Source organism: Bradyrhizobium sp. WU425, assembly GCF_021052305.1.
Lineage (GTDB): Bacteria > Pseudomonadota > Alphaproteobacteria > Rhizobiales > Xanthobacteraceae > Bradyrhizobium > Bradyrhizobium canariense_D.
Map to the genome: position 1 here is coordinate 6526413 of NZ_CP088089.1, position 21922 is coordinate 6548334.

The 21922-nt window shown below is 64.7% G+C and carries 23 protein-coding genes; 13 read left to right on the forward strand and 10 right to left on the reverse strand.

Annotation, left to right across the window (positions count from 1 at the left end):
- The first annotated feature begins 48 nt into the window (after positions 1-48).
- The gene (locus tag BcanWU425_RS31475; protein ID WP_204513705.1) at positions 49-456 is read left to right on the forward strand and encodes a DUF4864 domain-containing protein; all 408 of its coding nucleotides are present in this window, start codon (positions 49-51) and stop codon (positions 454-456) included.
- On the opposite strand, the gene BcanWU425_RS31480 is transcribed toward BcanWU425_RS31475, so the two are convergent.
- Positions 453-1718, reverse strand: a complete 1266-nt coding sequence (locus BcanWU425_RS31480; RefSeq protein WP_026233006.1) for an MFS transporter — start codon at positions 1716-1718, stop codon at positions 453-455. The two genes, BcanWU425_RS31475 and BcanWU425_RS31480, sit on opposite strands and share 4 nt — an antisense overlap.
- 176 nt (positions 1719-1894) lie before the next feature.
- On the opposite strand from BcanWU425_RS31480, the gene BcanWU425_RS31485 reads away from it, so the two are divergent.
- The 8 genes from BcanWU425_RS31485 to BcanWU425_RS31520 all read left to right on the forward strand — a co-directional run bounded on the left by BcanWU425_RS31485 (position 1895) and on the right by BcanWU425_RS31520 (position 9256).
- Entirely contained in the window at positions 1895-2317 is a 423-nt protein-coding gene (locus tag BcanWU425_RS31485) for a hypothetical protein (RefSeq protein WP_018455707.1), read from the forward strand.
- Between the two features lie 79 nt (positions 2318-2396).
- A complete protein-coding gene (locus tag BcanWU425_RS31490; RefSeq protein ID WP_018455708.1) occupies positions 2397-2681 on the forward strand; it encodes a hypothetical protein in 285 nt (94 codons plus the stop codon).
- Positions 2682-2690: 9 nt separating this feature from the next.
- Positions 2691-4112 carry a TolC family protein gene (locus BcanWU425_RS31495; protein ID WP_231188864.1) on the forward strand — a complete coding sequence of 474 codons (1422 nt, stop codon included), beginning with the start codon at positions 2691-2693 and terminating at the stop codon, positions 4110-4112.
- A 13-nt stretch (positions 4113-4125) separates the two neighbouring features.
- The gene (locus BcanWU425_RS31500) at positions 4126-5463 is read left to right on the forward strand and encodes a copper oxidase (RefSeq protein WP_039799528.1); all 1338 of its coding nucleotides are present in this window, start codon (positions 4126-4128) and stop codon (positions 5461-5463) included.
- A 35-nt stretch (positions 5464-5498) separates the two neighbouring features.
- Complete coding sequence (locus tag BcanWU425_RS31505; protein ID WP_018455711.1) at positions 5499-5954, forward strand: cupredoxin domain-containing protein; 456 nt, start codon at positions 5499-5501, stop codon at positions 5952-5954.
- Positions 5955-5970: 16 nt separating this feature from the next.
- The gene (locus tag BcanWU425_RS31510) at positions 5971-6273 is read left to right on the forward strand and encodes a copper-binding protein (protein WP_018455712.1); all 303 of its coding nucleotides are present in this window, start codon (positions 5971-5973) and stop codon (positions 6271-6273) included.
- A 346-nt stretch (positions 6274-6619) separates the two neighbouring features.
- On the forward strand, positions 6620-8761 hold the full coding sequence (flhA, locus tag BcanWU425_RS31515) for a flagellar biosynthesis protein FlhA (RefSeq protein WP_085383680.1): 2142 nt from the start codon (positions 6620-6622) through the stop codon (positions 8759-8761).
- 294 nt (positions 8762-9055) lie between these two features.
- Positions 9056-9256, forward strand: a complete 201-nt coding sequence (locus tag BcanWU425_RS31520; RefSeq protein WP_018455714.1) for a hypothetical protein — start codon at positions 9056-9058, stop codon at positions 9254-9256.
- A gap of 298 nt (positions 9257-9554) precedes the next feature.
- Here the strand turns inward: BcanWU425_RS31520 and BcanWU425_RS31525 are convergent, their stop codons facing one another.
- The 6 genes from BcanWU425_RS31525 to fliI form a co-directional block, all read right to left on the reverse strand.
- Positions 9555-10775, reverse strand: a complete 1221-nt coding sequence (locus BcanWU425_RS31525) for an NAD(P)/FAD-dependent oxidoreductase (RefSeq protein ID WP_204513703.1) — start codon at positions 10773-10775, stop codon at positions 9555-9557.
- A 142-nt stretch (positions 10776-10917) separates the two neighbouring features.
- Positions 10918-11877: a helix-turn-helix transcriptional regulator gene (locus BcanWU425_RS31530; protein ID WP_204513702.1), complete on the reverse strand. Its 960-nt coding sequence runs from the start codon at positions 11875-11877 to the stop codon at positions 10918-10920.
- Between the two features lie 351 nt (positions 11878-12228).
- Complete coding sequence (locus BcanWU425_RS31535) at positions 12229-13284, reverse strand: anti-sigma factor (RefSeq protein ID WP_204513701.1); 1056 nt, start codon at positions 13282-13284, stop codon at positions 12229-12231.
- Between the two features lie 51 nt (positions 13285-13335).
- Positions 13336-13881: a sigma-70 family RNA polymerase sigma factor gene (locus BcanWU425_RS31540; RefSeq protein ID WP_018455718.1), complete on the reverse strand. Its 546-nt coding sequence runs from the start codon at positions 13879-13881 to the stop codon at positions 13336-13338.
- 178 nt (positions 13882-14059) lie between these two features.
- Complete coding sequence (fliJ, locus tag BcanWU425_RS31545; protein ID WP_007606301.1) at positions 14060-14479, reverse strand: flagellar export protein FliJ; 420 nt, start codon at positions 14477-14479, stop codon at positions 14060-14062.
- Positions 14480-14600: 121 nt separating this feature from the next.
- On the reverse strand, positions 14601-15926 hold the full coding sequence (gene fliI, locus BcanWU425_RS31550; RefSeq protein ID WP_018455719.1) for a flagellar protein export ATPase FliI: 1326 nt from the start codon (positions 15924-15926) through the stop codon (positions 14601-14603).
- 415 nt (positions 15927-16341) lie between these two features.
- Between fliI and ctrA the strand changes: the two genes are divergently transcribed.
- The 4 genes from ctrA to BcanWU425_RS31570 all read left to right on the forward strand — a co-directional run bounded on the left by ctrA (position 16342) and on the right by BcanWU425_RS31570 (position 19170).
- The gene (ctrA, locus tag BcanWU425_RS31555) at positions 16342-17043 is read left to right on the forward strand and encodes a response regulator transcription factor CtrA (protein ID WP_007600544.1); all 702 of its coding nucleotides are present in this window, start codon (positions 16342-16344) and stop codon (positions 17041-17043) included.
- 170 nt (positions 17044-17213) lie between these two features.
- Positions 17214-17618 (forward strand): DUF350 domain-containing protein, encoded by a 405-nt coding sequence (locus BcanWU425_RS31560; protein ID WP_018455720.1) that lies wholly within the window; start codon positions 17214-17216, stop codon positions 17616-17618.
- Between the two features lies 1 nt (position 17619).
- The gene (locus BcanWU425_RS31565; RefSeq protein ID WP_204513700.1) at positions 17620-18006 is read left to right on the forward strand and encodes a hypothetical protein; all 387 of its coding nucleotides are present in this window, start codon (positions 17620-17622) and stop codon (positions 18004-18006) included.
- A 3-nt stretch (positions 18007-18009) separates the two neighbouring features.
- Positions 18010-19170, forward strand: coding sequence for a glutathionylspermidine synthase family protein (locus tag BcanWU425_RS31570; RefSeq protein WP_231188866.1), 1161 nt, complete (start codon positions 18010-18012; stop codon positions 19168-19170).
- A gap of 173 nt (positions 19171-19343) precedes the next feature.
- On the opposite strand, the gene BcanWU425_RS31575 is transcribed toward BcanWU425_RS31570, so the two are convergent.
- From BcanWU425_RS31575 to BcanWU425_RS31585, 3 genes are all read right to left on the reverse strand, one after another.
- A complete protein-coding gene (locus BcanWU425_RS31575) occupies positions 19344-20216 on the reverse strand; it encodes a CheR family methyltransferase (protein WP_085357855.1) in 873 nt (290 codons plus the stop codon).
- A complete protein-coding gene (locus BcanWU425_RS31580) occupies positions 20213-21415 on the reverse strand; it encodes a protein-glutamate methylesterase/protein-glutamine glutaminase (protein WP_085350315.1) in 1203 nt (400 codons plus the stop codon). The genes BcanWU425_RS31575 and BcanWU425_RS31580 overlap by 4 nt, the downstream gene beginning before the upstream one ends.
- 75 nt (positions 21416-21490) lie before the next feature.
- Positions 21491-21856, reverse strand: a complete 366-nt coding sequence (locus tag BcanWU425_RS31585; RefSeq protein WP_007600538.1) for a response regulator — start codon at positions 21854-21856, stop codon at positions 21491-21493.
- Positions 21857-21922 lie beyond the last annotated feature (66 nt).

Below are 21922 nucleotides of genomic sequence, written 5' to 3' on the forward strand. Positions count from 1 at the left end.
CGAGATGTGCTAGGATCGGCGCCGCCGGGATTCAACGCGGAGCTTGTCATGCGCATCGCCGCCTTGCTGGTCTTTCTCAGTGTCGCCTTCGGTCCCATCTCAGCGCGCGCCGACGATGTCGCGACGGCACAGAGTATCATCCGCGCCCAGGAGCAGGCATTCGGCCGCGACGACGCGCGCGCGGCCTATTCCTACGCCGCGCCGGCAATCCGGGAGATCTTCCCCGCGCCCGACATCTTCATGTCCATGGTGCAAAACGGCTACCCGCCGGTCTACCGGCACAAGAGCTTTGAATTTGGCGACAGCAAGAGCGAGGGCAGCCGCATTGCCCAGCACGTCCATATCATCGATGCCAATGGCGAGGCCTGGGAAGCGCTCTACACGCTCGAGCAGCAGGCAGACGGCAGCTACAAGATCACGGGTTGTTCGCTGCTGAAGGCGGGACAGGCAGTCTAGGTCGCAAAACCCGGACCGGTCCTGACTGCATTGATCCGCGAGCGGATCAGCAGCGTCAAGACGATGCCGATATTGAGCGCGTTCCACGCCACGCCGTTGGCGAACGCCGCGGCGTAGGAACCTGTCGCATCGAAGATGACGCCCGAGACCCAGCCGCCGAAGGACATGCCGAACACGGAGGCGAAGATCACGATGCCGACGCGGGTTGCGGCTTCGCTCGCCGGCATCGCCTCGCGCACGATGATGGCATAGCTCGGCACGATGCCGCCCTGGAACAGGCCGAACATCGCGGAGATCAAATAGAGCGAGGTCAGGCCGTCGAAGAACAGATAGAACACGAGTGCAAAGCCTTGCGCCACCGCACCGATCAGCAGTGTGGGGATGCCGCCGATCTTGTCGGCGAGGTAGCCGGAGCCGATCCGGCTGACGATGCCGCAGGCCATCATCAGCGACAGCATCTCGGCGCCGCGCGCCACGCCATATCCGAGATCGCCGCAATAGGCGACGATATGCACCTGCGGCATTGCCATGGCGACGCAGCAGGAAATGCTGGCGATCGAGAGCAGCACCGTCAGCGTGTTGGTCGAGAGCTTGAGGTCGACCCGCGGCGGCGCTGCATTGGCATGATCGTGAACCTTGTCGTCGCCCATCTGCGCGCGCAGGACCAGCACCAGGATGGTCATCAGGCTGACGCAGACGAGGCCGATGCCGATATGAGTGAAGCGCCAGCCGATCGTCTGCATGCCCGTGCTCACGAGCGGCGGCCACATCGTGCCGGCGACATAATTGCCGCTGGCGACGATCGTCACGGCCAGGCCGCGATAGCGCTCGAACCAGTGCGAGGCCTCCGCCATCAGCGGCGCAAAGGTCGCCGACGTGCCGAGCCCGATCAGGAAATACGCCGCCACGAACTGCCAGAGCTGGGTCGACAGACCCGCCAGCACATTGGCGACCCCGAGGAAGGCAATGCTGATCGCCATAGCCGCCACGATGCCGAAGCGGTCGGTGATCCTGCCGGCGATGACGCCGCCAAGCCCGAAACCGAACATCATCAGGGTGAAAGCCAGCGACACCGCGCCGCGCGTGGCGGAGAATTCGGCTTGCACCGCGGGAATCATGACGACGATCGCCCACATGCCGACGCCGCCGATCGAGCCGATCAGAAGCGCAATGACGAGGCGCATCCAGGCCTGACGCGAATCAGGGGTGAATGCTTCGGGTGTTTGTCCTGACTGATTTGGTGCGTGCACGGGCGGGACCATGGCCCGCGGATCACCACAGGGTCAACCATTGTGGCGCGATATTGGGCATGCACGGTGCACTGCGGTAAGATGGAGCTTGGCGAACGCGCGTTTTGTCATTATTTTGCAAATCAGCGCATGCAACACGGCGGCGCGGAGAGCATGTCGGCGGAATGTTGCTGCGATTGACACGATCGATGCGGATCAAGGTGGGGCGCTTCATTGCCTTCGCCTATCTGTTCTGCGTGATCGCGCCGGCCGCAAGCCTCGCCTGGGGTAGCGCTCCAGCACCGTGCCTCGACGACGCGCTTCTCGCCGACCGCGTGCCGGTGCATCACCAGATGCAGGCCGGCCACACGCATGACGGCGCCTCGCATGACCACGCCAGGCCGCATGCGCATCATCAGGGCGCCGCGCAGGACGCGCCCCCCACCCCTCATCATCACGGCGGCAAGGGTACGGCGGGACCGTGCTGCGCGATGATGTGCGTGAGCGCGCTGCCGGCCGACCTGCCCAGCGTCGCAAAGTCGCTTCAGCCGGTTTCCGCCTGCTCGCCCGAGATCGTGGCCAGCCTGCACAGCGCGGCGCCGCCCCTGCACTACCGCCCTCCGATCGCCTGATCTGACGCGCGACGACGTCAGGCCGAGCGCGCATCCGCGCGCGCGCACCTGTGGTCTCCAGACAGATCAGGGATGACTCATGCTTACGCTTTCCGGGGCGAAGTCCGCCGCTGCATCCGCGGCGCGGGGACGACACTTTCGATTCAATTGGCCGCTGCTGGCCGCGACGGCCTTGGCGTTGTCCGGCTGCATGCCGGCAACGATACAAGTCGCTGGCGCTGATCCTGCCGATCCCGCGGCCAAGATCGCGCGCGCCGGCTATCGTTCGACGATTGCGCCCTACACCAGCCTGCGGCCCGCGACGCCGGCACCATGGCGCGAGCGCAACGAGAGCGTCGCGCCGCAGCTCAAGCAAGACCGGTAGGAGCGCGCCATGACACATCGTCTCGCGCTAAGCCTGCTCGGTCTCACCTCGTTTGGACTTGCAGGCTGCGCCGCCTTCTCGCCCGACAGCGGCATGAAGGCCGTCTCGGAACTGACGAGCCAGACCATCAACAAGGATGTCGCCTTTGTGCGAACAACCGAAGGAGCCGGCGCGGTCGACGCGCGCGTTCGCCAGCTGCTGTCGCGAACACTCAGCATCGAGACCGCCGTGCAGATCGCACTGCTCAACAACAAGGGGCTTCAGGCCGCTTATAACGAGCTGGCGCTGGCCGAGACCGATCTCGTCGAGCAGAGCCTGCCGCCCAATCCCGTGTTCTCGGTCTCCCGGATCTCGGGCAACGGCGCCAGCGAAATCGAGCGTCAAATTGTCGGCGACATCCTCGCGCTCGCCACCCTGCCGTTCCGCTCGAAAATCGCCCGCGACCGTTTCCGCCAGGCGCAATTGCGCGCAAGCCTGGCGACGTTGCGGCTTGCCGCCGATGTCCGCCGCGCTTATTGGCGCGCCGTTGGCGGCAACGAGATGGTGGCGTTGCTGACGGATGCGAAGGCGACGGCGGAATCAACCGCGCAGCTCGCGGTCAAGCTCGGCGAAACTGGCTCGATCAACAAGCTCGATCAGGCCCGAGAACAGGTGTTTTACGCCGAAACCACCGCCGACCTCGCCACCGCGCGACAGACGGCGACGAGCGCGCGCGAAAAGCTAGCGCGCCTGATGGGGCTGTGGGACGGCGGCCTCGACTTCCGGCTGCCCAATCAACTGCCGCCGCTGCCGCGCCGGCCGCAGGCTTTGCCGTCGATCGAAGCCGACGCGGTCGCCCATCGCATCGACCTGCAGATCGCGCGGCTCGAGCTGAGCGCGCTCGCAAAGTCGCTGAACCTCACGGAGGCGACGCGCTTCGTGACACTGCTCGATCTCGCCGGCATCTCCCGCCGCACCCGGGATCCGGAAGGCGCGCCGTTCCGCGAGCGCGGCTTCGACGTGCAGTTTCAGATCCCGATCTTCGACGGCGGAGAAGTGCGGGTGCGGCAGGCGGCGGAGACCTACAATTTCGCCTTCAACCGGCTGACCGAACGCGCCGTGAATGTACGCTCCGAGGCGCGCGATGCTTATCGGGTCTATCGCTCCGGCTACGACATCGCCAGCCACTATCAGCGCGAGATCATCCCCTTGCGAAAAATCATCACCGAGGAGATGCAGCTCCGCTTCTCCAGCATACAGGTCGATATCTTCGCGCTGCTCACCGAGGCGCGGCAGCGGCTCGCGTCGCTGCGCGGTGCAATCGATGCCAGGCAAAGATTTTTCCTTGCCCAATCCGACTTGCAGACCGCCGTCAATGGCGGCGGCGCGCCTGCTGACGGCGACAATTCAACCACTCTCGCCGCGGCAGCGCCTGCCGATGGCGGTCACTGACATGGAGGCCAACATGTTTTCCCGCCGAGGATTTTTGGGTAGCGCCGCGCTCGCCGGCGCATCCGTCGTCAGCGGCCGCGCCCAGGCCGCCTCGATTCCGGAAGCCCCGCACATGGACAAGGTCGTGATGCAGCCGCCGCTGCACCCCGTCAGCGGGCCGGACTATCGACCCGTCGTCACGCTGAACGGCTGGTCGCTGCCGTTCCGGATGAACGGCGACTGGAAGGAATTCCATCTCGTTGCCGAGCCCGTGGTGCGCGAATTCGCCGAGGGCATGAAGGTGAATTTGTGGGGCTATAACGGCCAGTCACCGGGCCCGACGATCGAGGCCGTCGAGGGCGACAAGGTCCGCATCTTCGTGACCAACAGGCTGCCCGAATACACCACCGTGCACTGGCACGGCATGATCATTCCCAGCGGCATGGACGGTGTCGGCGGACTTACCCAGCCGCACATCCAGCCGGGAAAAACCTTCGTCTACGAGTTCGAGATGAGGAAGAGCGGGACCTTCATGTACCATCCGCATTCGGACGAGATGGTGCAGATGGCGATGGGCATGATGGGCATGGTCGTCGTGCATCCGCGCGACCCGAGCTTTCGGGCCGTGGACCGCGACTTCGTCTTCGTCATGAGCACCTATCGCGTCGATCCCGGCACTTATCTGCCGAAGGTCAACGAGATGACCGACTTCAACATGTGGACCTGGAATGCGCGGGTGTTTCCCGGCATCGATCCGCTGCCGGTCAGGCTCGGCGACAAGGTGCGCGTGCGCATCGGCAATCTCAGCATGACCAACCATCCGATCCATTTGCACGGCCACAGCTTTGCGGTGACCTGCACCGACGGCGGCTGGATTCCGGAGAGCGCGCAATATCCGGAGACGACGACGGACGTACCGGTCGGCGCTGTCAGGGTGTTCGACGTGCTCGCCGACAACCCCGGCGACTGGGCGTTCCACTGCCACAAGTCGCATCACACCATGAATGCGATGGGACACGACATGCGCAATATGATCGGGGTGTCGCGCAAGGATCTCGCCAAGGCCGTCGGCAAGCTCGCGCCTGACGGCATGGCGATGGGCTCGACCGGCATGGCGATGGGCAACATGGAGATGCCCGCGCCCGACAACACGCTGCCGATGATGACCGGCACCGGTCAGTTCGGCCCGATCGAGATGGGCGGCATGTTCACGGTGATGAAGATCCGCGAAGGCCTCGCGCGGGACGATTATCGCGATCCCGGCCCCTGCCAATTCCCGCAGGGCACCGTCGCCTACGAGGTCACGCCGCCGGCCCCGGAGCCCGTGCGGCAACAACCAGGCGGACCGCCGATGAAGAACATGAAGATGTGAGCGTTTCGATGAACCACCACCAACTGGAGCTACCAATGAAGACGACGATCAAGCTCGGTCTCGCGCTGGCCGCGCTTTCCACCTCGCCGGCCTTGGCCCACGACCAGCACGGGCACGGCACCTTTTCGGCCGGCGAGCCCGGCGATCCCAAAAAGCCCGCGCGCACCATCGAGATCCTGCTGAACGAGATGGACTACGCACCCGCCAGGATCGAGGTCAAACGCGGCGAGCAGATCCGCTTCGTGCTGCGCAACGTCGGCAAGGAGGACCATGAATTCCTGCTCGCCACCACAAAGGAGAATCTCGCGCATGCGGTGGAGATGAAGAAGCACCCGCACATGGAGCATGACGATCCCAACGGGGTCAGGCTCGCGCCGAGCAAGACAGCCGAGATCCTCTGGAAGTTCAGCAAGGCCGGCACGTTCGAATTTTCCTGCCTGATTCCCGACCACCGCGACTACGGCATGGTCGGCCACGTCACCGTGAAGTAACGCAAGGGAGGCTCCCATGAACCGCATCATCCGTATCGCCGCCGCGCTGGCGCTGGCCGTCGGCCTTGCCACAGGTGCCCGGGCAGCCCAGGGCGCCGCGATCAGCGGCGAGGTCAAGAAGATCGACGAGGGCGCCGGCAAGATCACGCTCAAGCACGGGCCCGCGAAAAACCTCGGCATGGATGAACCCATGACCATGGTCTACCGCGTCAAGGACCCGGCCGTGCTCAAGCAGGTGAAGGTCGGCGACAAGGTGACTTTCGAAGCCGAAGAGGCGACTTCGGGCTATACGGTGACCCGGATGGAGAAGGCGAAGTAGGGCCACTTCCTCCGTCCGCCGATATCGGCCCCAGACGCTTCCACAAATCATGGCCGGGCTCGTCCCGGCCATCCACGCCTTCGGCGGGACAAGCCGGGCATGACGAGTGCTTGCCTGCCAGATGGCCGAAATACCCCGGTCAGCCCCCATGCCGCACCCTTTATTAACCCTTTGCTAACCATACACCCGGCAAGAATTGCCCAGTGGAGTCGAGTGTCGTCAGCCGCGTAGAACGGGAGCTCCCGTGGACGCCAGTGCGGTGCCTCACTTTCGGAACGGCGGCCCCTCGGCCGCCGCGCAGACATTTGGGGCGCGCGGACGGCAGTCGCGCGGAGGGGCAGCTACCATGGTCGACGTCACCGCAGGACAGGGCGTAGGCAGCACGAACGCCGGTTTCCCGACCCTTGCCGAAGTCGGCAACATCCTCAAGCGCGGCGATATCGCGCTCGCGCTCGGCGTTCTCACCATCCTGGTGGTGCTGATCCTTCCGCTGCCTGCGATAGTGCTGGACCTGTTCCTGGCGATTTCGATCACACTCTCGATCCTGATCCTGATGACGTCGCTGTTCATCCAGGCGCCGCTGGAATTCTCCGCTTTTCCGACCGTTCTGCTGATCTCGACCATGCTGCGGCTGTCGCTCAACATGGCCTCGACCCGCCTGATCCTGTCGCACGGGCACGAGGGCACGGATGCCGCCGGTCATGTCATCGAAGCCTTCGGCAGCTTCGTGATGGGCGGCAATTTCGTCATCGGTATCATCGTCTTCGCCATCCTGATCATCGTCAACTTCGTCGTCATCACCAAGGGTTCGGGCCGTATCGCCGAAGTCGCGGCACGCTTCCACCTCGACGCCATGCCCGGCAAGCAGATGGCGATCGACGCCGACCTCTCCGCCGGCCTGATCGACGAGACGGTCGCCAAGCAGCGGCGGAAGGATCTGGAGGACGAGAGCGGCTTCTTCGGCGCCATGGACGGTGCCTCCAAATTCGTCCGCGGCGATGCCATCGCCGGCCTCCTGATCGTCTTCATCAACGTCGTCGGCGGCATGATCATCGGCGTGGCGCAGCAGGGTCTGTCCTTTGCCGATGCCGGCCGCAGCTACACGCTGCTGACCGTCGGTGACGGCCTCGTCACCCAGGTGCCGGCGCTGATCGTTTCGACCGCGGCCGGCCTGCTCGTCTCCAAGGCCGGCGTGTCCGGCGCCGCCGACAAGGCGTTGATGAAGCAGTTCTCCGGATATCCGCAGGCGCTCGCAATGTCCGCGGCGGTCATGCTGGTGCTGGCGGCCCTGCCGGGCATCCCGACCCTTCCCTTCCTGGCGCTCGGCTCCGGCGCCGGTGCGCTCGCCTGGCACGCCCGCAACCGCAACCGGGCGACTGCCAGGGCTGAGGAAGTCGCGAAGACCGCACCTGCGCCGGGAACGCCGGGCGCAGCCGGCTCCGCTGCGGCGGAGGAGCCGATCTCCGCGGCGTTGAAGATCGACGATCTCAAGATCGAGCTCGGCTATGCCCTGCTGCCGCTGGTCAATGGCCCCGACGGCACCGACCGCCTCACCGAGCAGATCAAGGCGCTTCGCCGCTCGCTCGCGATCGAGATGGGTTTTGTGATGCCCGCCGTGCGCATCCTCGACAACGTCCAGCTCGAAGCCAACACCTACATCATCAAGATCAAGGAGGTCGACGCCGGCACCGGCAAGATCTGGCCGAACCAGTTCATGGTCATGGACCCCGGCGGCAGCCAGGTGCAGGTGCCCGGCATCCACACCACCGAGCCGACCTTCGGCCTGCCCGCAACCTGGGTCGATGCCAGCCTCAAGGAGGAGGCCTCGCTCAAGGGCTATACCGTCGTCGACGCCGCGACCGTGCTCTCGACCCACCTCACCGAGCTGCTCAAGGCCAACATGTCGGACCTGCTCTCCTATGGCGAGGTGCAGAAGCTGCTCAAGGAGCTGCCGAAGGAGCAGGGCGAGCTGGTCAAGGACATCGTGCCCGGACAGGTCACCGTCTCCGGCATCCAGCGCGTGCTGCAGCTGCTGCTCGCCGAGCGCATCTCGATCCGCGACCTCTCGACCATCCTCGAAGGCATCGCCGACTCGCTCGCCTTCTCGCGCAATCCGGCCACCATGGTCGAGCACGTCCGCGCCCGCCTGGCGCGGCAGATCTGTGCGCAGAACACCTCTTACAGCGGCTACCTGCCGCTGATCGCGCTGTCGGCCCGTTGGGAACAAGCCTTCGCCGAATCCATTATCGGCCAAGGCGAGGAGCGCAGCCTCGCGATGCAGCCCTCGAAGCTGTCGGAGTTCATGACCGGCGTGCGCGACGCCTTCGAGCGCGCGGCGCGTGAAGGCGAGGCCCCGGTGCTGGTCACCTCTGCGGCAATTCGTCCCTTCGTGCGTTCCCTGGTCGAGCGGTTCCGGGCCCAGACGACCGTGCTGTCGCAGGCTGAAATCCACCCCAGGGCGAGGTTGAAAACGGTCGGAAGCATCTGATTTGCCTTAAGAAGCCGTGTGTTTTTTGGCCACAGGCAAATGGTTTTTCAGGTTTATGCGCCTTGCCGATCGACGGCGGGCAAGGCGCTTGGCAGACACATTACACCTTTGAAATAATTGCTAAATTGCACGATCAAGGGTCGTTTCTGATCGCGGCTTCTCACGTCCTGTCACGCCCTTGTGATCGCCTCTTGGGAACGAATCCCCCCAATACTAGGTTGTTGGGCACCGGAAGCATGAACCTGCCCAAGCACGCAGGCGACTACTTCGGGTAGATGGCGGCAGGAGCCTTCCATGAACCACTCGATTTACAGCGCAGATCGCTCAACCCACCTCAAGATCGTGGTTGTCGCGCTCGTTGCCGGCATCACGGTGGCGGGTCTCGGGATCACCGCGCGTACGAGTTCAGATGAAGGCCTGACCCAGACCGCTCGCGTCATGAAGGCGGGCAAGCCGATCGCTATCACCAGCTCGAACGTTTCCCTCGTTCGCTAAGGAGATTTGAGTTTCAGGAATTCACGCGGCTCTTTATCAGCCCCCCAAAGTCGCCACGTGGATATGTAGACGACCCCAACCCCAAGTCGACTACAGAAAGCGCCCGCCCCCCACGGGCGCTTTCTCATGTCTGGGGTATGTCGTCACCGTGAGCGCACGCGCGTCCAGCTCCGTCATTGCGAGGAGCTCTTGCGACGAAGCAATCCAGAATCCCTCCGCAGAGACATTCTGGATTGCTTCGTTACGCTCGCAATGACGATGGAAAACGTACCGCCGTCATCCCGCAACGGCACGGATACTACCGCGCCCCATACGTCGGCGGCGGCGCCTGCACGGTTGGGACTGCCGCAGCGAATAGCTCGTCCTTGCTGCCCGACAACGGCGGATAGATGCGCTTGCGGTTGATCGTCTGCTTGGTTGCCTTCGCGGCCGCGCCGGTGGCGCGGACTTCGCGGTCCCACCCTTCCGTGTAGAGCGCGCCCCAGCCGCCGAGATCGAGCACGGTCACGTACCAGTCGATCCGCAGCGGCAGCATCGGCAGGCCCGCGAGATCGGCGACCACATTGTGGCCGGCGAAGCGGCCCATGGGACGCGCGAACTGGCAGGACATCACGGTTGGATGCAAGCCGTCGACCACGCTCGAGGCGACGTCGCCGGCCGCGAACACGCCGCCGACATCCGCGACCCGCATCATGGGATCGACCAGAAGCCGCCCAAGGCGATCGCGTGCGTCCGGGAAGCTCGCCGCCAAGGGGCTCGCGCGCATCCCGGCACACCAGATCACCGTCCGTGTCGGAATGAACTCGCCCGAGCTCAGGCGCAGGCCGGCGGCCTCGACGGAGACGACGCGGACGCCAAGCCGTGTCTCGACGTCGAGCGCGGCCAACGCCGTATCAATGACGGGACGTGCATGTGCGCCGATCGTGGCGCCCACCACCGGATTGGGATCGACCAGGATGATGCGGCGGCTGCCGGTAATGCCGGCGCGCGCCAGCCTGTCGGGCATCTCGGCCGCGACCTCGATACCGGTGAAGCCGGCGCCGACCACGACGATCGTCGAGCGCCCCGGCGAAGGCGCGCTGCGTCCGAGCGAATTGAGATGATCCTCGAGGCGGAGCGCTGCTGCATAAGTGTCGACATCGAAAGCATGCTCGGCAAGGCCGGGAATGTCCGGACGCATCACTTCGCTGCCGAGCGCCAGCACCAGCCGGTCATAAGCCAGCGTCTCGTCGCCGCCATCCGTCACCAGCGAAATCTCGCGCCGTACCGGATCGATGGCTTCGACCTCGCCGATCCCGTGACTGACGCCGATCGGATCGAGCAGCTGCGGCAGCGGAAGCGCGACCTCGCTGAGGTCGGCCTCGTAATTGCGGACGCGGATGTTGTGATAGGGATTGCGATCGATGACACGAATCTCGATGTCACCGCCGGCCGCGCCGATCTCCTCGCGCTTGCGTGCGGCACCGATGGCCGCCCACAGACCTGCAAACCCGGCGCCGAGCACGACGATACGCGCCATGTCCGTTAACTGCATTTTCCAAGAGAGCGACGACGAAGCGACGAACGATCAGGCGGTCTGACCGCGCAGACAGATATAACTCATCCAGCCCGGCGGACCAACTGCGGTGGCACCGGCGCGCCGCACAAATTCTCGGCGCGGCTCAGGCCTCGCGCAGTTCCGACGGCGTCGCGGCAAAGCGCTTGCGGAAGGCGCGGTTGAAATAGGACAGATCGGAGAAGCCTGACGAATGCGCGATGTCGCTGATCTTGCGGGTCCTGGCGCGGGGATCACTGAGCAGCTTGCGCGCCTGCAGCAGGCGCTGTTCCAGCACGAACTCGGTGAAGGTCGTTCCTGCCTGCTCGAACAGACGCTGTGCCTGGCGCGGGCTCAAGCCGGAGCGCGTGGCAATCTCGGACAGGCAGAGATCGTTGCGGCCAAGCGCAGCCATCACGTCGGCGCGCATGAGATCGAGACGGGCCGCCGCATGACCTCGCCCGCGCGCGAGACTTGCATGTTCGGCGTCGGTGCCGAGCAGGAGGCCGACGAGATCGACCATGTGCTGCGCGGTGAGGCGCTGGCCGACGGCGTCGAGATGCGGCGCATGATGGGCGGCAAGGGAGTGGTAGCGCAAGATCGTCTCGGCGAGCGCGCCGTCCGAGAGCAGTTGCGACAGCTTGTCCTCGGCGCGCGGATTGATCTCGAGCAGCGCGCGGCGCGGCATGCGGATGGTGGTGAAGCGATCTTCCTCGGTGTGGCCGACGGTGCCGGTGATGCCCATGTCGACGAGCACCATTTGCGCGGGCGCAAGCTCCACGGCATGGCCGTTCTGCCCGACGCGGACGAGGCCCGCATGCGCGGCGATCAGGACGAGATCGTGGCTGCCGTCGGCAAGATGGCTCTGGGTGCGTGAATATTGCGCGGAGGCGCCTTCGGGAATGGCGAGCGCGATATTGTCGACCACGCTGACCTGGAGCCGGCAATCGATGCTATCGCCTCGGCTCGGCCCGATATCGAGGCCGCAGGCCCCGAAAGTCCGCTCGCGCCAATGCTCGAAGGCCGGGCCGTGTGGCAGCCCCGCATATTGGTGAATGAAGATGCCCGACGTTTTCGCTGCATCCATCTGATTTCTCGCCCCTCTCCGGCACCATGATTGGGGGGCGCCGACTGCAAATTCCGGGCATTTGACGCCGCGAAGCGCGGAGAGGTTCAAATCGAGGGCGGATTCGGCGGAATTTGTCGGAAGACGACGGCGGGACGGACCGTGGCGACAGAACCGATCAGGCATTGCCACCACGATGTTGAAGCGTCCAATGCCCCCGGTGCCGTCCTGGACAAGCGAACAGAGCGAGCGCCGATCCAGGACCCATTACCCCGAGATTGAGTGGTTGCTCACCCGTGTTGCCAGCGCTCACTCTTGCAACAAGCTCTTGGGGCAATGGGTCCTGGCTTTCGCCAGGACGACAATGGAAACCTACTTCTTCGCGGGCGCCTGCGGCTGTGACGGCGGCACGGTTTCGATCAGCTTGCCGGAAAACACCGGCGCCGAGGTCGGCTGGCCGTTGGGCGAACCGCCCGCCTGCTCGAGCGTGACGGCGTAGGTCGCGCCGTTGACGACGTCGGCATCGTACGAGCCGAGCACCGGTCGTGCGGTGAAATCGCCGGCGCCGATCACACCCAGCGAACGCGGACGCTGCAGCTTGTCGGAGATCAGCCAGAGCTCGAAACTTTTGCCGGGCTCCGGTGTCGCGCCCACTTTACGCACCGTAAAGTTCTTGGTCGCACCGTCGATGGTGAGGATGAAGGCGGGACCCCCGCCCTGGCCCTGCAACAGGGCGACATATTGCGACGACGCCGGGAGCGGCGCCGGTGTCTTCACCTCGACGGTCTGGATGCGCGGTGCCGGTCGCAAGCCGCCCGGCAGCGCGTCGGGCAGGAAGATCTGAAGCGACAGCGTCACGAGCAGCGCGGCCGCGAGCGCGCCGACGGCGGATGCGATGGTGCGCCAGCGCTTCACGCGGCCCTCGAGCCGGATCACGTTGCTGTTGTCGGCAACCGGCGGCGGTGGCGCACGCGCGACCTCCGGGTCCGGCGCGTGGACCTGCGGCATGAATATCGGCACGACGTCGGGAATCGCATCGGTCTCAAGTCGCGCCGCGGCAGGCTGCTCCGCTTCAGGAGGCTGCGGCGCCGGCTGCATATTCTCCGACGGCACCTGCGGAGGCACGGTCTCGGGCGAGGAATATTCCAGCACAGGTGGCGGCGGCGCTGCGTCCGGCAGTGCTGGCGGATCCTGCGCAAAGCCCGTCCGCGCGAGCTCGGACCTGATGTTCTCCCACACGATCGGACGCGGCTCGATCGAGCCGACCATCTGGTTGAGGACGCCGAGCCGGAATGCCCACGCCTGCACGACATCGGCGAACGCCTTGTCCACCGCCATCATTGTCTCGACCTGCGCGCGCTCGCCGGCGTCGAGCGTGCCGAGCGCATATTCCGCGGCGAGCGCGATATGGTCCTCCGTATAGGCCATCACTTGCGGTCCAGACCCACCCTCACCGTATGAGCTCCCGTAGCCCGAATCTCATAGCCCGAGACATTCGCGAATATCCATCATGCTGCGCCGAAGCCACGTCTTCACCGTGTTGACGGGCGCCGCGAATTTCTCCGCCAATTGCTCGCGGCTCCAGCCGTTGTAATAGGCGAGAAGCACGAGCCTCTGACGGTCCGGCTCGAGCCGGCCGATACATTCCAGCAGCCGCTTCAATTCCTCGGTCATCTCCCTCCGCGCCAGCGGATCGGGGCTGTCGCTTGCGACTTCCATCGCCTGGGGCTCTTCCTCGATGGAGACTTCCGTCTTCTTGCGCACGATGTCGATGGCGCGGTTGCGCGCGATCGACGCCATCCATGTGATCGGCGACGCGAGAGCGGGATTGAACTGGCCGGCGCTGTTCCAGATCTTGACGTAGGTCTCCTGAATGACCTCCTCTGCGAGATCCTGTCGGCGCAAGATACGGAGCACGACGCCATAGAGTTTCGCGCGCGTGGCGACGTAGAGGCGCTCGAACGCGGCCTGATCGCCCTGCGCCATCGCCCCAATCAGCCCGACCAGCTCTGCTGGCGTCAGCATTCAGCCCCCCAATGCGCGGCCCGTCGCATTCCGCGCAGGCGCTGGCACTCCGCCACCATAGCGCGCGACAAAGCCGACCACCAAGGGGGCGCGGCGCCACACTGTGGACAGGGCATGCGAAAACCCGGACCTTGGGGTCCGGGTTCTGCAAATTCTCGCAGGTCTGGCGGCTAGCGTCTCAGGCGACGGCGCCCATGCGGGCACGCATCAGGCCGATGCTGTCGAGATCGGCCTGCTCGCGGGCGTTTTCCTCGGCGCGTTCGCGGGCCTGATCGCGCTCGTCAAGGAGCTCGACCTTCTTCAGCTCCTCGAAGGCTTCGGCCAGCGCAGCCTTGGCTTCGTCGAGCTGGCCCTTCAGCTCGTCGGCCGAGCGGGTCAGGTTCTCGCGACGCTGGATGGCAGCCTTGGCGTAGGTCGGATAGGCGAAGTGCGAGGGATCGTTGATCCCGGCGCGCTCCTGCTCGGTCGAGATCTCGCGTTCAAGATCGGTCGACATCCGCTGGAAGTCGGCGATCATGGTCTCGATCTGGGTGACCCGGCGGCGCTTCTCGTCGACCTGAAATTTCTTCAGGCGGATGAGTGTATCACGTGACTTCATCGACTCGTACTCCCCAGAAGTCCCTTGGCTGCACGTGGGACAACACCGGTCTCCCCACAGGCCCGACGGGGGCCAAGACCGGCTCTACTACTCTGTGGGATGGGATGATGACGGGACAAAGTTAGCGTTCCGTTTCCAAATCACCAAGGATTTGCGCCAACTGGCGGTAGCCGTCCGCCAGCGATGCATTTTCATCCTTGCGCTGGCGCAGGAAGGCCTCCAGCGGCTCGTGCAGGCGGATCGCCTCGTCGACCTCGGGGCTGGAGCCGGCGCGGTAGGCGCCCAGACGGATCAATTCTTCCATGTCGGCATAGGTCGCCATCACCGCCCGCGCCTTCTGGATGGTCGGCCAGAACTGCGGGTCGGCCGATTTCGGCATGGTGCGGGAGATGGATTTGAGGATGTTGATGGCGGGGTAGCGGCCGCGCTCGGCGATCGAGCGCTGCATCACGATGTGTCCGTCGAGGATGCCGCGGACGGCATCCGCAATCGGCTCGTTATGGTCATCGCCATCGACCAGCACCGTGAAGATCGCGGTGATGGCGCCCTCCCCGAGGCCCGGACCGGCGCGCTCCAGAAGCTTCGGCAGCTCGGTGAACACGGTCGGCGTGTAGCCCTTGGCGGTCGGCGGCTCGCCAGCGGACAGGCCGATCTCGCGCTGGGCCATGGCAAAGCGCGTCACCGAATCCATCAGGCAGAGGACGTCCTGCTCCTCGTCGCGAAAATACTCGGCGACCGCAAGCGTCAGATAGGCGGCCTGGCGGCGCATCAGCGCCGGCTCGTCGGAGGTCGCGACCACGACCACGGAACGGGCCAGGCCCTCCTCGCCAAGGTCGTCCTGCAAGAATTCCTGCACCTCGCGGCCGCGTTCGCCGATCAGCCCGATGACGCTGACGGCGGCATCGACGTTGCGCGCAAGCATCGACAGCAGCACCGACTTGCCGACGCCGGAGCCTGCGAAGATGCCCATGCGCTGGCCGCGGCAACAGGTCAGAAAGGTGTTCATCGCGCGCACGCCGAGATCGAGCGGCGCGCCGACGCGCTTGCGCGAGTGCGCCGGCGGCGGCGAATTGCGGTACGGCATCGGCGCCGGGCCCTGCGGCAGCGGCCCCTTGCCGTCGATCGGCTCCCCCAGCGCATTGACGACGCGGCCGAGCCAGGCCGCGCAAGGCCGCACCTGATTTGCGGCATTGGCGATGACGGCCTTGCAGCCGCGCCGTACGCCGTCCAGACCGGCGAACGGCATCACGACGGCGTTGTTGCCGGAGAAGCCGATCACCTCGCAGGGGATGGAACGGTTGCCGCCGGTCTCGATCACGAGCCGCGCGCCGACCGACATCGCATGGATCGGACCGGCGACCTCGACCATCAGGCCGCGCACGCCGACCACACGGCCATAAATATTGATGCCGTCAATGTCGCCGATCTGTTCGGCAAGAGCCTTCACAAGAGGGCCTTCATGAGGTGATCGCCTTCATAATCCGGGGTTTCGTGGCGAGAACCTTAAGTTTCGCCATATTTCTGAACGGCGCTTAACTTCGTGTTTACCCGCATCGTTAATCATTGCGTCACTGTCTTTGTGACTGAGCGTGGCTCCCCTTCAGAAGAAGGCTGAGTCGCGGGAGTCGGTTAGGCCCGTCTCTTAAAGTGGAACTTGAACGCAACCGGATAACGAAAGCTGCTTCGCACACAAGACCTTAGGGCGATTCGACGAAAATTGCATCTACAGGGCTTGCGTTCCAGAATCAGAATTTGTTAACCATCTGTTGTCAGGATCCGAATCAGTTGTTCAAAGGCGTTTTGTTGTGTGCCGCGAATGCGGCCGACCTGACGCCCAGGAGCGGCGACTATGGGGAACTGGCATGCGCGTTTTGCTGATTGAAGATGACAGCGCCGTCGCGCAGTCGATCGAGCTGATGTTGAAGTCTGAGAGCTTCAATGTCTACACGACCGATTTGGGGGAAGAAGGCGTCGATCTCGGTAAATTATACGATTACGACATTATCCTTCTCGACCTCAACCTGCCCGACATGTCCGGCTACGACGTGCTCAAGCAGCTTCGGGTCTCCAAGATCAAGACACCCATTCTGATCCTCTCCGGCCTCGCCGGCATCGAGGACAAGGTCAAGGGTCTCGGCGTCGGCGCCGACGACTACATGACCAAGCCCTTCCACAAGGACGAGCTGGTTGCCCGCATCCACGCGATCGTGCGCCGCTCCAAGGGTCATGCCCAATCGGTGATCCAGACCGGCGACCTCGTCGTCAACCTCGACACCAAGACCGTGGAAGTCGGCGGTCAGCGCGTGCATCTGACCGGCAAGGAATACCAGATGCTGGAGCTGCTCTCGCTCCGCAAGGGCACGACCCTCACCAAGGAAATGTTCCTCAACCACCTCTATGGCGGCATGGACGAGCCCGAGCTGAAGATCATCGACGTCTTCATCTGCAAGCTCCGCAAGAAGCTCGCCAATGCCTCCGAAGGCCGCAACTTCATCGAAACCGTGTGGGGCCGCGGCTACGTGCTGCGCGAGCCGCACGAGGTCGAAGAGCGCATCCCCGCCTGATCCTGGGTTTTACCCGCGAGCCCTTCGGGGCTTGCTCCTCCCAGCCTGGACCCCGCCGCAAATGGCGGGGTTTTGTTTTTTGGGGACGCGAACGGGGCCTCATCGTCCTTGCGCCGTTGAACCGCTATCCTTCCCCCGCCGACGAATGGTCGCTGCACGATGGGGGAACGATGATCCTGCAATCACTGGCCGGCCTGCCCGCCTTCCTGGTCTATTTCTGCACCGGGCTGATCGCGATCGTGGCGTACCTGTTCGTCTACACCCGCATCACGACGCATAACGAATTCCAGCTGATCCGCGACAACGATCCGGCTGCGGCGATCGCACTCGGCCTCAGCCTGCTCGGCTTCGTGGCGCCGCTTGTCAGCGCGATCGCGCATTCGGCCAATGTGCTGGACTGCCTGATCTGGGCGATGATCGCGCTGATCGTCCAGATCGTCGTGTTCTTCCTGGTGAGAGTGCCGGTGCCGAACCTGTCGGCGCGGATTGCCGCCGGCGAACTTGCAGCTGCCATCTGGCTCGGGCTGTCCTCGCTCGCCGCAGGCCTGCTCAACGCCGCCTGCATGATCTACTGACATGACCGACAAGCGCTCCAAAAAGGAGTTCGGCAAGCGCCGGCCGGCGGCCGGACCGCCGCCTGCACAACAGCCGGTGAAGCGCTCCCGCCATGTCGCGCTGCTGGTGATGGGCACGATCGCGGTCGGCACCACCGCCTACACACTGATGCCGCGGCAGAATTGCGAACCTTCCCCTGTCGGCGCGGACCCAGCGGTGCAAGCGAGCACCTCGTGCAGCAGCAGCCACCGCTCCTCCAGCGGCGGCGGCAGCTCGTCGCGATCGAGTTTCTTCGGCAGCGACTCCTCGAGCCATTCCTCGTCCGGAACGTCGTCCGATTCAGGCTCCGGCGGCGTGAGCCGCGGCGGCTTCGGCTCCTTTGGCCATGGCTTCTCCGGCGGCGGCTGACCCATGCAACGCATCGTCTGCCCCGAGCGCGACGACTGGCGGCAGACCGCCGAACAATGCGGCTTCGCCTTCCACACCATCGACGGTGAGCGCTATTGGGACGAGCGCGCCTATTACGCCTTCACGCTCGACGAGATCGAGCGTGGCATCGAGGCGCCGACCGGCGAGATCGACGCGATGTGCCTGGAGCTCGCCGGCCGCGTGATCGGCGACGAGCGCCATCTGCAGCGCTTGAAGATACCGGAGGCGTTCTGGAGCCTGATCGCCGAGAGCTGGGCACGAGACGACCGCAGCCTCTATGGCCGGCTCGATCTGAAATTCGACGGCAAGGGACCGGCAAAGCTGCTCGAATACAACGCGGATACGCCGACCTCGATTTTCGAAGCCGCGGTCTTTCAATGGACCTGGCTCGAACAGGCGATCGAAAGGCGCATCATCCCGTCGCGGGCCGACCAGTTCAACTCCATCCACGAACGATTGATCGAAGCCTGGAAGCAGATTGCCGCTACCCGCCACGTCCATCTCACCGGCACCACGGGCAATGAGGAGGACGCCGGCACGCTCGCTTATCTCGAAGATACCGCGCGCCAGGCGGGACTGACGACCACGCTGCTCGACATCGAGGCGATCGGCTGGCGCAATGATACCGGCGGCTTCGTCGATCTCGACGACCGCGACATCACGCTCGCCTTCAAGCTCTATCCCTGGGAATGGATGTTCCATGACGCCTTTGGCGCAAAGCTCAGGGACGCACAGACACGCTGGATCGAACCGCCGTGGAAGGCGGTGCTCTCCAACAAGGGCATCCTGCCGCTGCTATGGGAGATGTTTCCGAACCATCCCAATCTGCTACCGGCGTTCTTCGAGGACGATCCGCGGGCAGCCGAGCTCGGTAGCTCCTATGTGCGCAAGCCGCTGCTGTCGCGCGAAGGGGCCGATGTCACGCTGGTGTCTGGTGGAATGCCGCTCGACGAGCAGGCAGGCCCCTACGGCGCCGAAGGATTCGTGCGGCAGGCGCTCGCGCCGCTGCCGAATTTTTCCGGCTTCTATCCCGTGATCGGAAGCTGGCTGGTGGATCACGAACCCTGCGGCCTGTCGATCCGCGAGGACGAAAGCCCGATCACCGGCAACGGCTCGCGGTTTCTGCCGCATGCGATCTTGTGAGGTGCGCTCTTCATTCCTTCTCCCCTTGTGGGAGAAGGTGGCGCGAAGCGCCGGATGAGGGGTTCTATCCGCGAGTTCAAGTGTCGGTGGGCTCGCGGATAGAACCCCTCACCCGTCTCGCCGCTACGCGGCGAGCCACCCTCTTCCGCAAGGGGAGAGGGGAAGAACGCATCTCACCGCGCCGCTGCTACCTTCAATGACGGCGGCATCAATCCACCCATCGGGCGCCCGGAGCGCGTCGGATTGAGCTGATAGAGGCCACGACGATCGGCGATCGGGCGGAACGCGTCGGTAATTCCGACGACGGATTCGGCGGCGCCCAACAGCAGCGTGCCGTCGGCTTCCAAAACCTTCGCCATGCGCTCGAAGATCACGGCCTTGGTGTCCTGGTCGAAATAGATCAGCACATTGCGGCAGAAGATCACGTCGAACGTGCCGAGATGGGAGAAGTCCTGCAACAGATTGAGCTGGCGGAACTGCACCATCGCGCGAATGTCGGCATTGAGCTGCCAGACTTCGCCCGCTTGCGTGAAGTATTTCATCAGGTGCTGGATCGGCAGGCCGCGCTGCACCTCGAACTGGCTGTAGACGCCGGCCTTGGATTTCTCCAGCACCTCCTGCGACAGATCGGTAGCGACGATCTCGATGCGCCAGCCGGCGAAGGCTGCGCCCATCTCCTTCACGCACATCGCAATCGAATACGGCTCCTGTCCCGTCGACGACGCCGCCGACCAGATGCGCAGCGACTTGCGCGCCGCGCGCGCTCGAAGCAGTCCCGGCAGGATCGTTTCGCGCAAGTGATCGAACGGGATCTTGTCGCGGTAGAAGAAAGTCTCGTTGGTGGTCATCGCTTCGACCACATCGCTCGCAAGCCGTCCGTCGCCATTCCTGATCTTCAGCACGAGATCGGGAATCCCGGCGAGGCTCGCCTTGCGGGCCAGCGGCAGCAACCGGCTCTCGACCAGATACTGCTTGTCCGGGGAGAGATCGAGGCCGGAGCGCTCTTTCAGGAATTTGCGCAGATAGTCGTAGTCAACCGGCGTCACGAGCGGTCTCCCGCGAACAGGCGATTAACCCGGGCGCCGATCTGGTTGAGCGGCAGGATCGCCGCACAGATGCCGGCATTGGCCGCTGCGCCCGGCATGCCCCAGACCACGCTGGAAGCTTCGTCCTGCGCGATCACGCTGCCGCCGGCGGCGACGATGTCCTTGCCGCCGCGCATGCCGTCCGAGCCCATGCCCGTCAGGATCACGGAGAGGATGGCGCCATGCCAGATGTCGATGGCGGAAGTGAACAGCGGATCGACCGCGGGCTTGCAGAAATTGACGGCGGGACCGTCGTCGAGCGCGATCGCCACGTCGGCGCCGCTACGCACGACGCGCATGTGCTTGCCGCCCGGCGCAAGATAGATGCGGCCCGGCTTCACCGGCTCGCCATCCACCGCCTCGGCCGCCGGCTTGCGGCTCGTGCGTGCCAGATGCTCCGCGAGAATGGTGGTGAAGGTGGGCGGCATGTGCTGGGTGATCAGCACCGGGACACGGTCGATCACGGGACCGAGCTCGGCGACGAGCGCCATCAGCGCCTGAGGACCGCCGGTCGATGAGCCGATCAGCAGCACCTTCGGGGCCTGGGTCGAAAACGGACGCGTGGACAGCACCGAGGACGACGACGGCGCATGGACGGCCGGAGCGGCCGCGGACGCGGCAGGCCGCGCGACAACCGGCCCACGTGTCGCCGGAGCCGGGCTTGCGGGCGCGAGCGGCGGGCTCGCAACCGCGGCCTTGCGGCGCAGCCGTGCGCCGAGGTGGCGGATTTTCTGGATCAGGTCGTGATGGAAGATGTCCGCAGCCGAAGCCTCGCGCGTCGATTCAGGCTTCGGAATGTAGTCGGCGGCGCCGAGCGACAACGCCTTGAAGCTGATCTCCGCGTTGCGGCGGGTCAGCGTCGAGGCCATGATGATGACGAGATCGCGCTTCTTCGCCAGGAGTTGCGGCAGCGCCGAGATGCCGTCGAGCTCGGGCATTTCGATATCGAGCACGGCAACATCGGGATTGATGCGTTCGATCTGGTTGACCGCCTCGAGCCCGGTGCGCAGCGAGGCCGCGACCTCCATGTCGTGCTCGGCGCCGATCCAGCGCGAGATCAGACCGCGGATGACGACGGAGTCATCGACGACCATCACCCGCAACGGTCCGGCTTCCCGCGACGAGCCCGGGGTCGAATTACCTGCGAACGCAACACTCATTACTCACCAACTCAGACTGAAACGGTCAGTTGAAAACAAACGCCGAAGGAGCCGTTCAGCCTCCAGGGCGGTCGCTCAGATAAGGCCGACTTCCTGGAATTTCGCCGTCACGATGTCCTTGTCGAAGGGCTTCATGATGTACTCGTTGGCGCCAGCGTGCAGCGCGCGCGCGATATGCGCGACGTCGTTCTCGGTGGTGCAGAACACCACCTTGGGCTGGTCGCCGCCGGGCATGCGCCGGAGATGGCCGAGGAACTCATAGCCGTCCATCACCGGCATGTTCCAGTCCAGCAGCACCGCATCGGGCAAGCCGCGCTTGCAGGCCTCCAGCGCCTTCTCACCGTCCTCGGCTTCGAGGATCTGGAAGTCGAGGCCCTCCAGGATCCGGCGCGCAACCTTGCGGATGACGCTGGAATCATCAACGACGAGACAAGTTCGCATGTGAACCTCTGCTTCCCCCCCTTTTGCGGGGGCACTTCCAATTGCAGGTACGTCGGCGGATGTGCC

Bases quoted from the DNA above. Each gene is read 5' to 3' on its own strand.
- BcanWU425_RS31475 (WP_204513705.1), top strand. From the start codon at position 49: ATGCGCATCGCCGCCTTGCTGGTCTTTCTCAGTGTCGCCTTCGGTCCC.
- BcanWU425_RS31480 (WP_026233006.1), bottom strand. From the start codon at position 1,718: ATGGTCCCGCCCGTGCACGCACCAAATCAGTCAGGACAAACACCCGAA.
- BcanWU425_RS31485 (WP_018455707.1), top strand. From the start codon at position 1,895: ATGCGGATCAAGGTGGGGCGCTTCATTGCCTTCGCCTATCTGTTCTGC.
- BcanWU425_RS31490 (WP_018455708.1), top strand. From the start codon at position 2,397: ATGCTTACGCTTTCCGGGGCGAAGTCCGCCGCTGCATCCGCGGCGCGG.
- BcanWU425_RS31495 (WP_231188864.1), top strand. From the start codon at position 2,691: ATGACACATCGTCTCGCGCTAAGCCTGCTCGGTCTCACCTCGTTTGGA.
- BcanWU425_RS31500 (WP_039799528.1), top strand. From the start codon at position 4,126: ATGTTTTCCCGCCGAGGATTTTTGGGTAGCGCCGCGCTCGCCGGCGCA.
- BcanWU425_RS31505 (WP_018455711.1), top strand. From the start codon at position 5,499: ATGAAGACGACGATCAAGCTCGGTCTCGCGCTGGCCGCGCTTTCCACC.
- BcanWU425_RS31510 (WP_018455712.1), top strand. From the start codon at position 5,971: ATGAACCGCATCATCCGTATCGCCGCCGCGCTGGCGCTGGCCGTCGGC.
- flhA (WP_085383680.1), top strand. From the start codon at position 6,620: ATGGTCGACGTCACCGCAGGACAGGGCGTAGGCAGCACGAACGCCGGT.
- BcanWU425_RS31520 (WP_018455714.1), top strand. From the start codon at position 9,056: ATGAACCACTCGATTTACAGCGCAGATCGCTCAACCCACCTCAAGATC.
- BcanWU425_RS31525 (WP_204513703.1), bottom strand. From the start codon at position 10,775: ATGGCGCGTATCGTCGTGCTCGGCGCCGGGTTTGCAGGTCTGTGGGCG.
- BcanWU425_RS31530 (WP_204513702.1), bottom strand. From the start codon at position 11,877: ATGGATGCAGCGAAAACGTCGGGCATCTTCATTCACCAATATGCGGGG.
- BcanWU425_RS31535 (WP_204513701.1), bottom strand. From the start codon at position 13,284: ATGGCCTATACGGAGGACCATATCGCGCTCGCCGCGGAATATGCGCTC.
- BcanWU425_RS31540 (WP_018455718.1), bottom strand. From the start codon at position 13,881: ATGCTGACGCCAGCAGAGCTGGTCGGGCTGATTGGGGCGATGGCGCAG.
- fliJ (WP_007606301.1), bottom strand. From the start codon at position 14,479: ATGAAGTCACGTGATACACTCATCCGCCTGAAGAAATTTCAGGTCGAC.
- ctrA (WP_007600544.1), top strand. From the start codon at position 16,342: ATGCGCGTTTTGCTGATTGAAGATGACAGCGCCGTCGCGCAGTCGATC.
- BcanWU425_RS31560 (WP_018455720.1), top strand. From the start codon at position 17,214: ATGATCCTGCAATCACTGGCCGGCCTGCCCGCCTTCCTGGTCTATTTC.
- BcanWU425_RS31565 (WP_204513700.1), top strand. From the start codon at position 17,620: ATGACCGACAAGCGCTCCAAAAAGGAGTTCGGCAAGCGCCGGCCGGCG.
- BcanWU425_RS31570 (WP_231188866.1), top strand. From the start codon at position 18,010: ATGCAACGCATCGTCTGCCCCGAGCGCGACGACTGGCGGCAGACCGCC.
- BcanWU425_RS31580 (WP_085350315.1), bottom strand. From the start codon at position 21,415: ATGAGTGTTGCGTTCGCAGGTAATTCGACCCCGGGCTCGTCGCGGGAA.
- BcanWU425_RS31585 (WP_007600538.1), bottom strand. From the start codon at position 21,856: ATGCGAACTTGTCTCGTCGTTGATGATTCCAGCGTCATCCGCAAGGTT.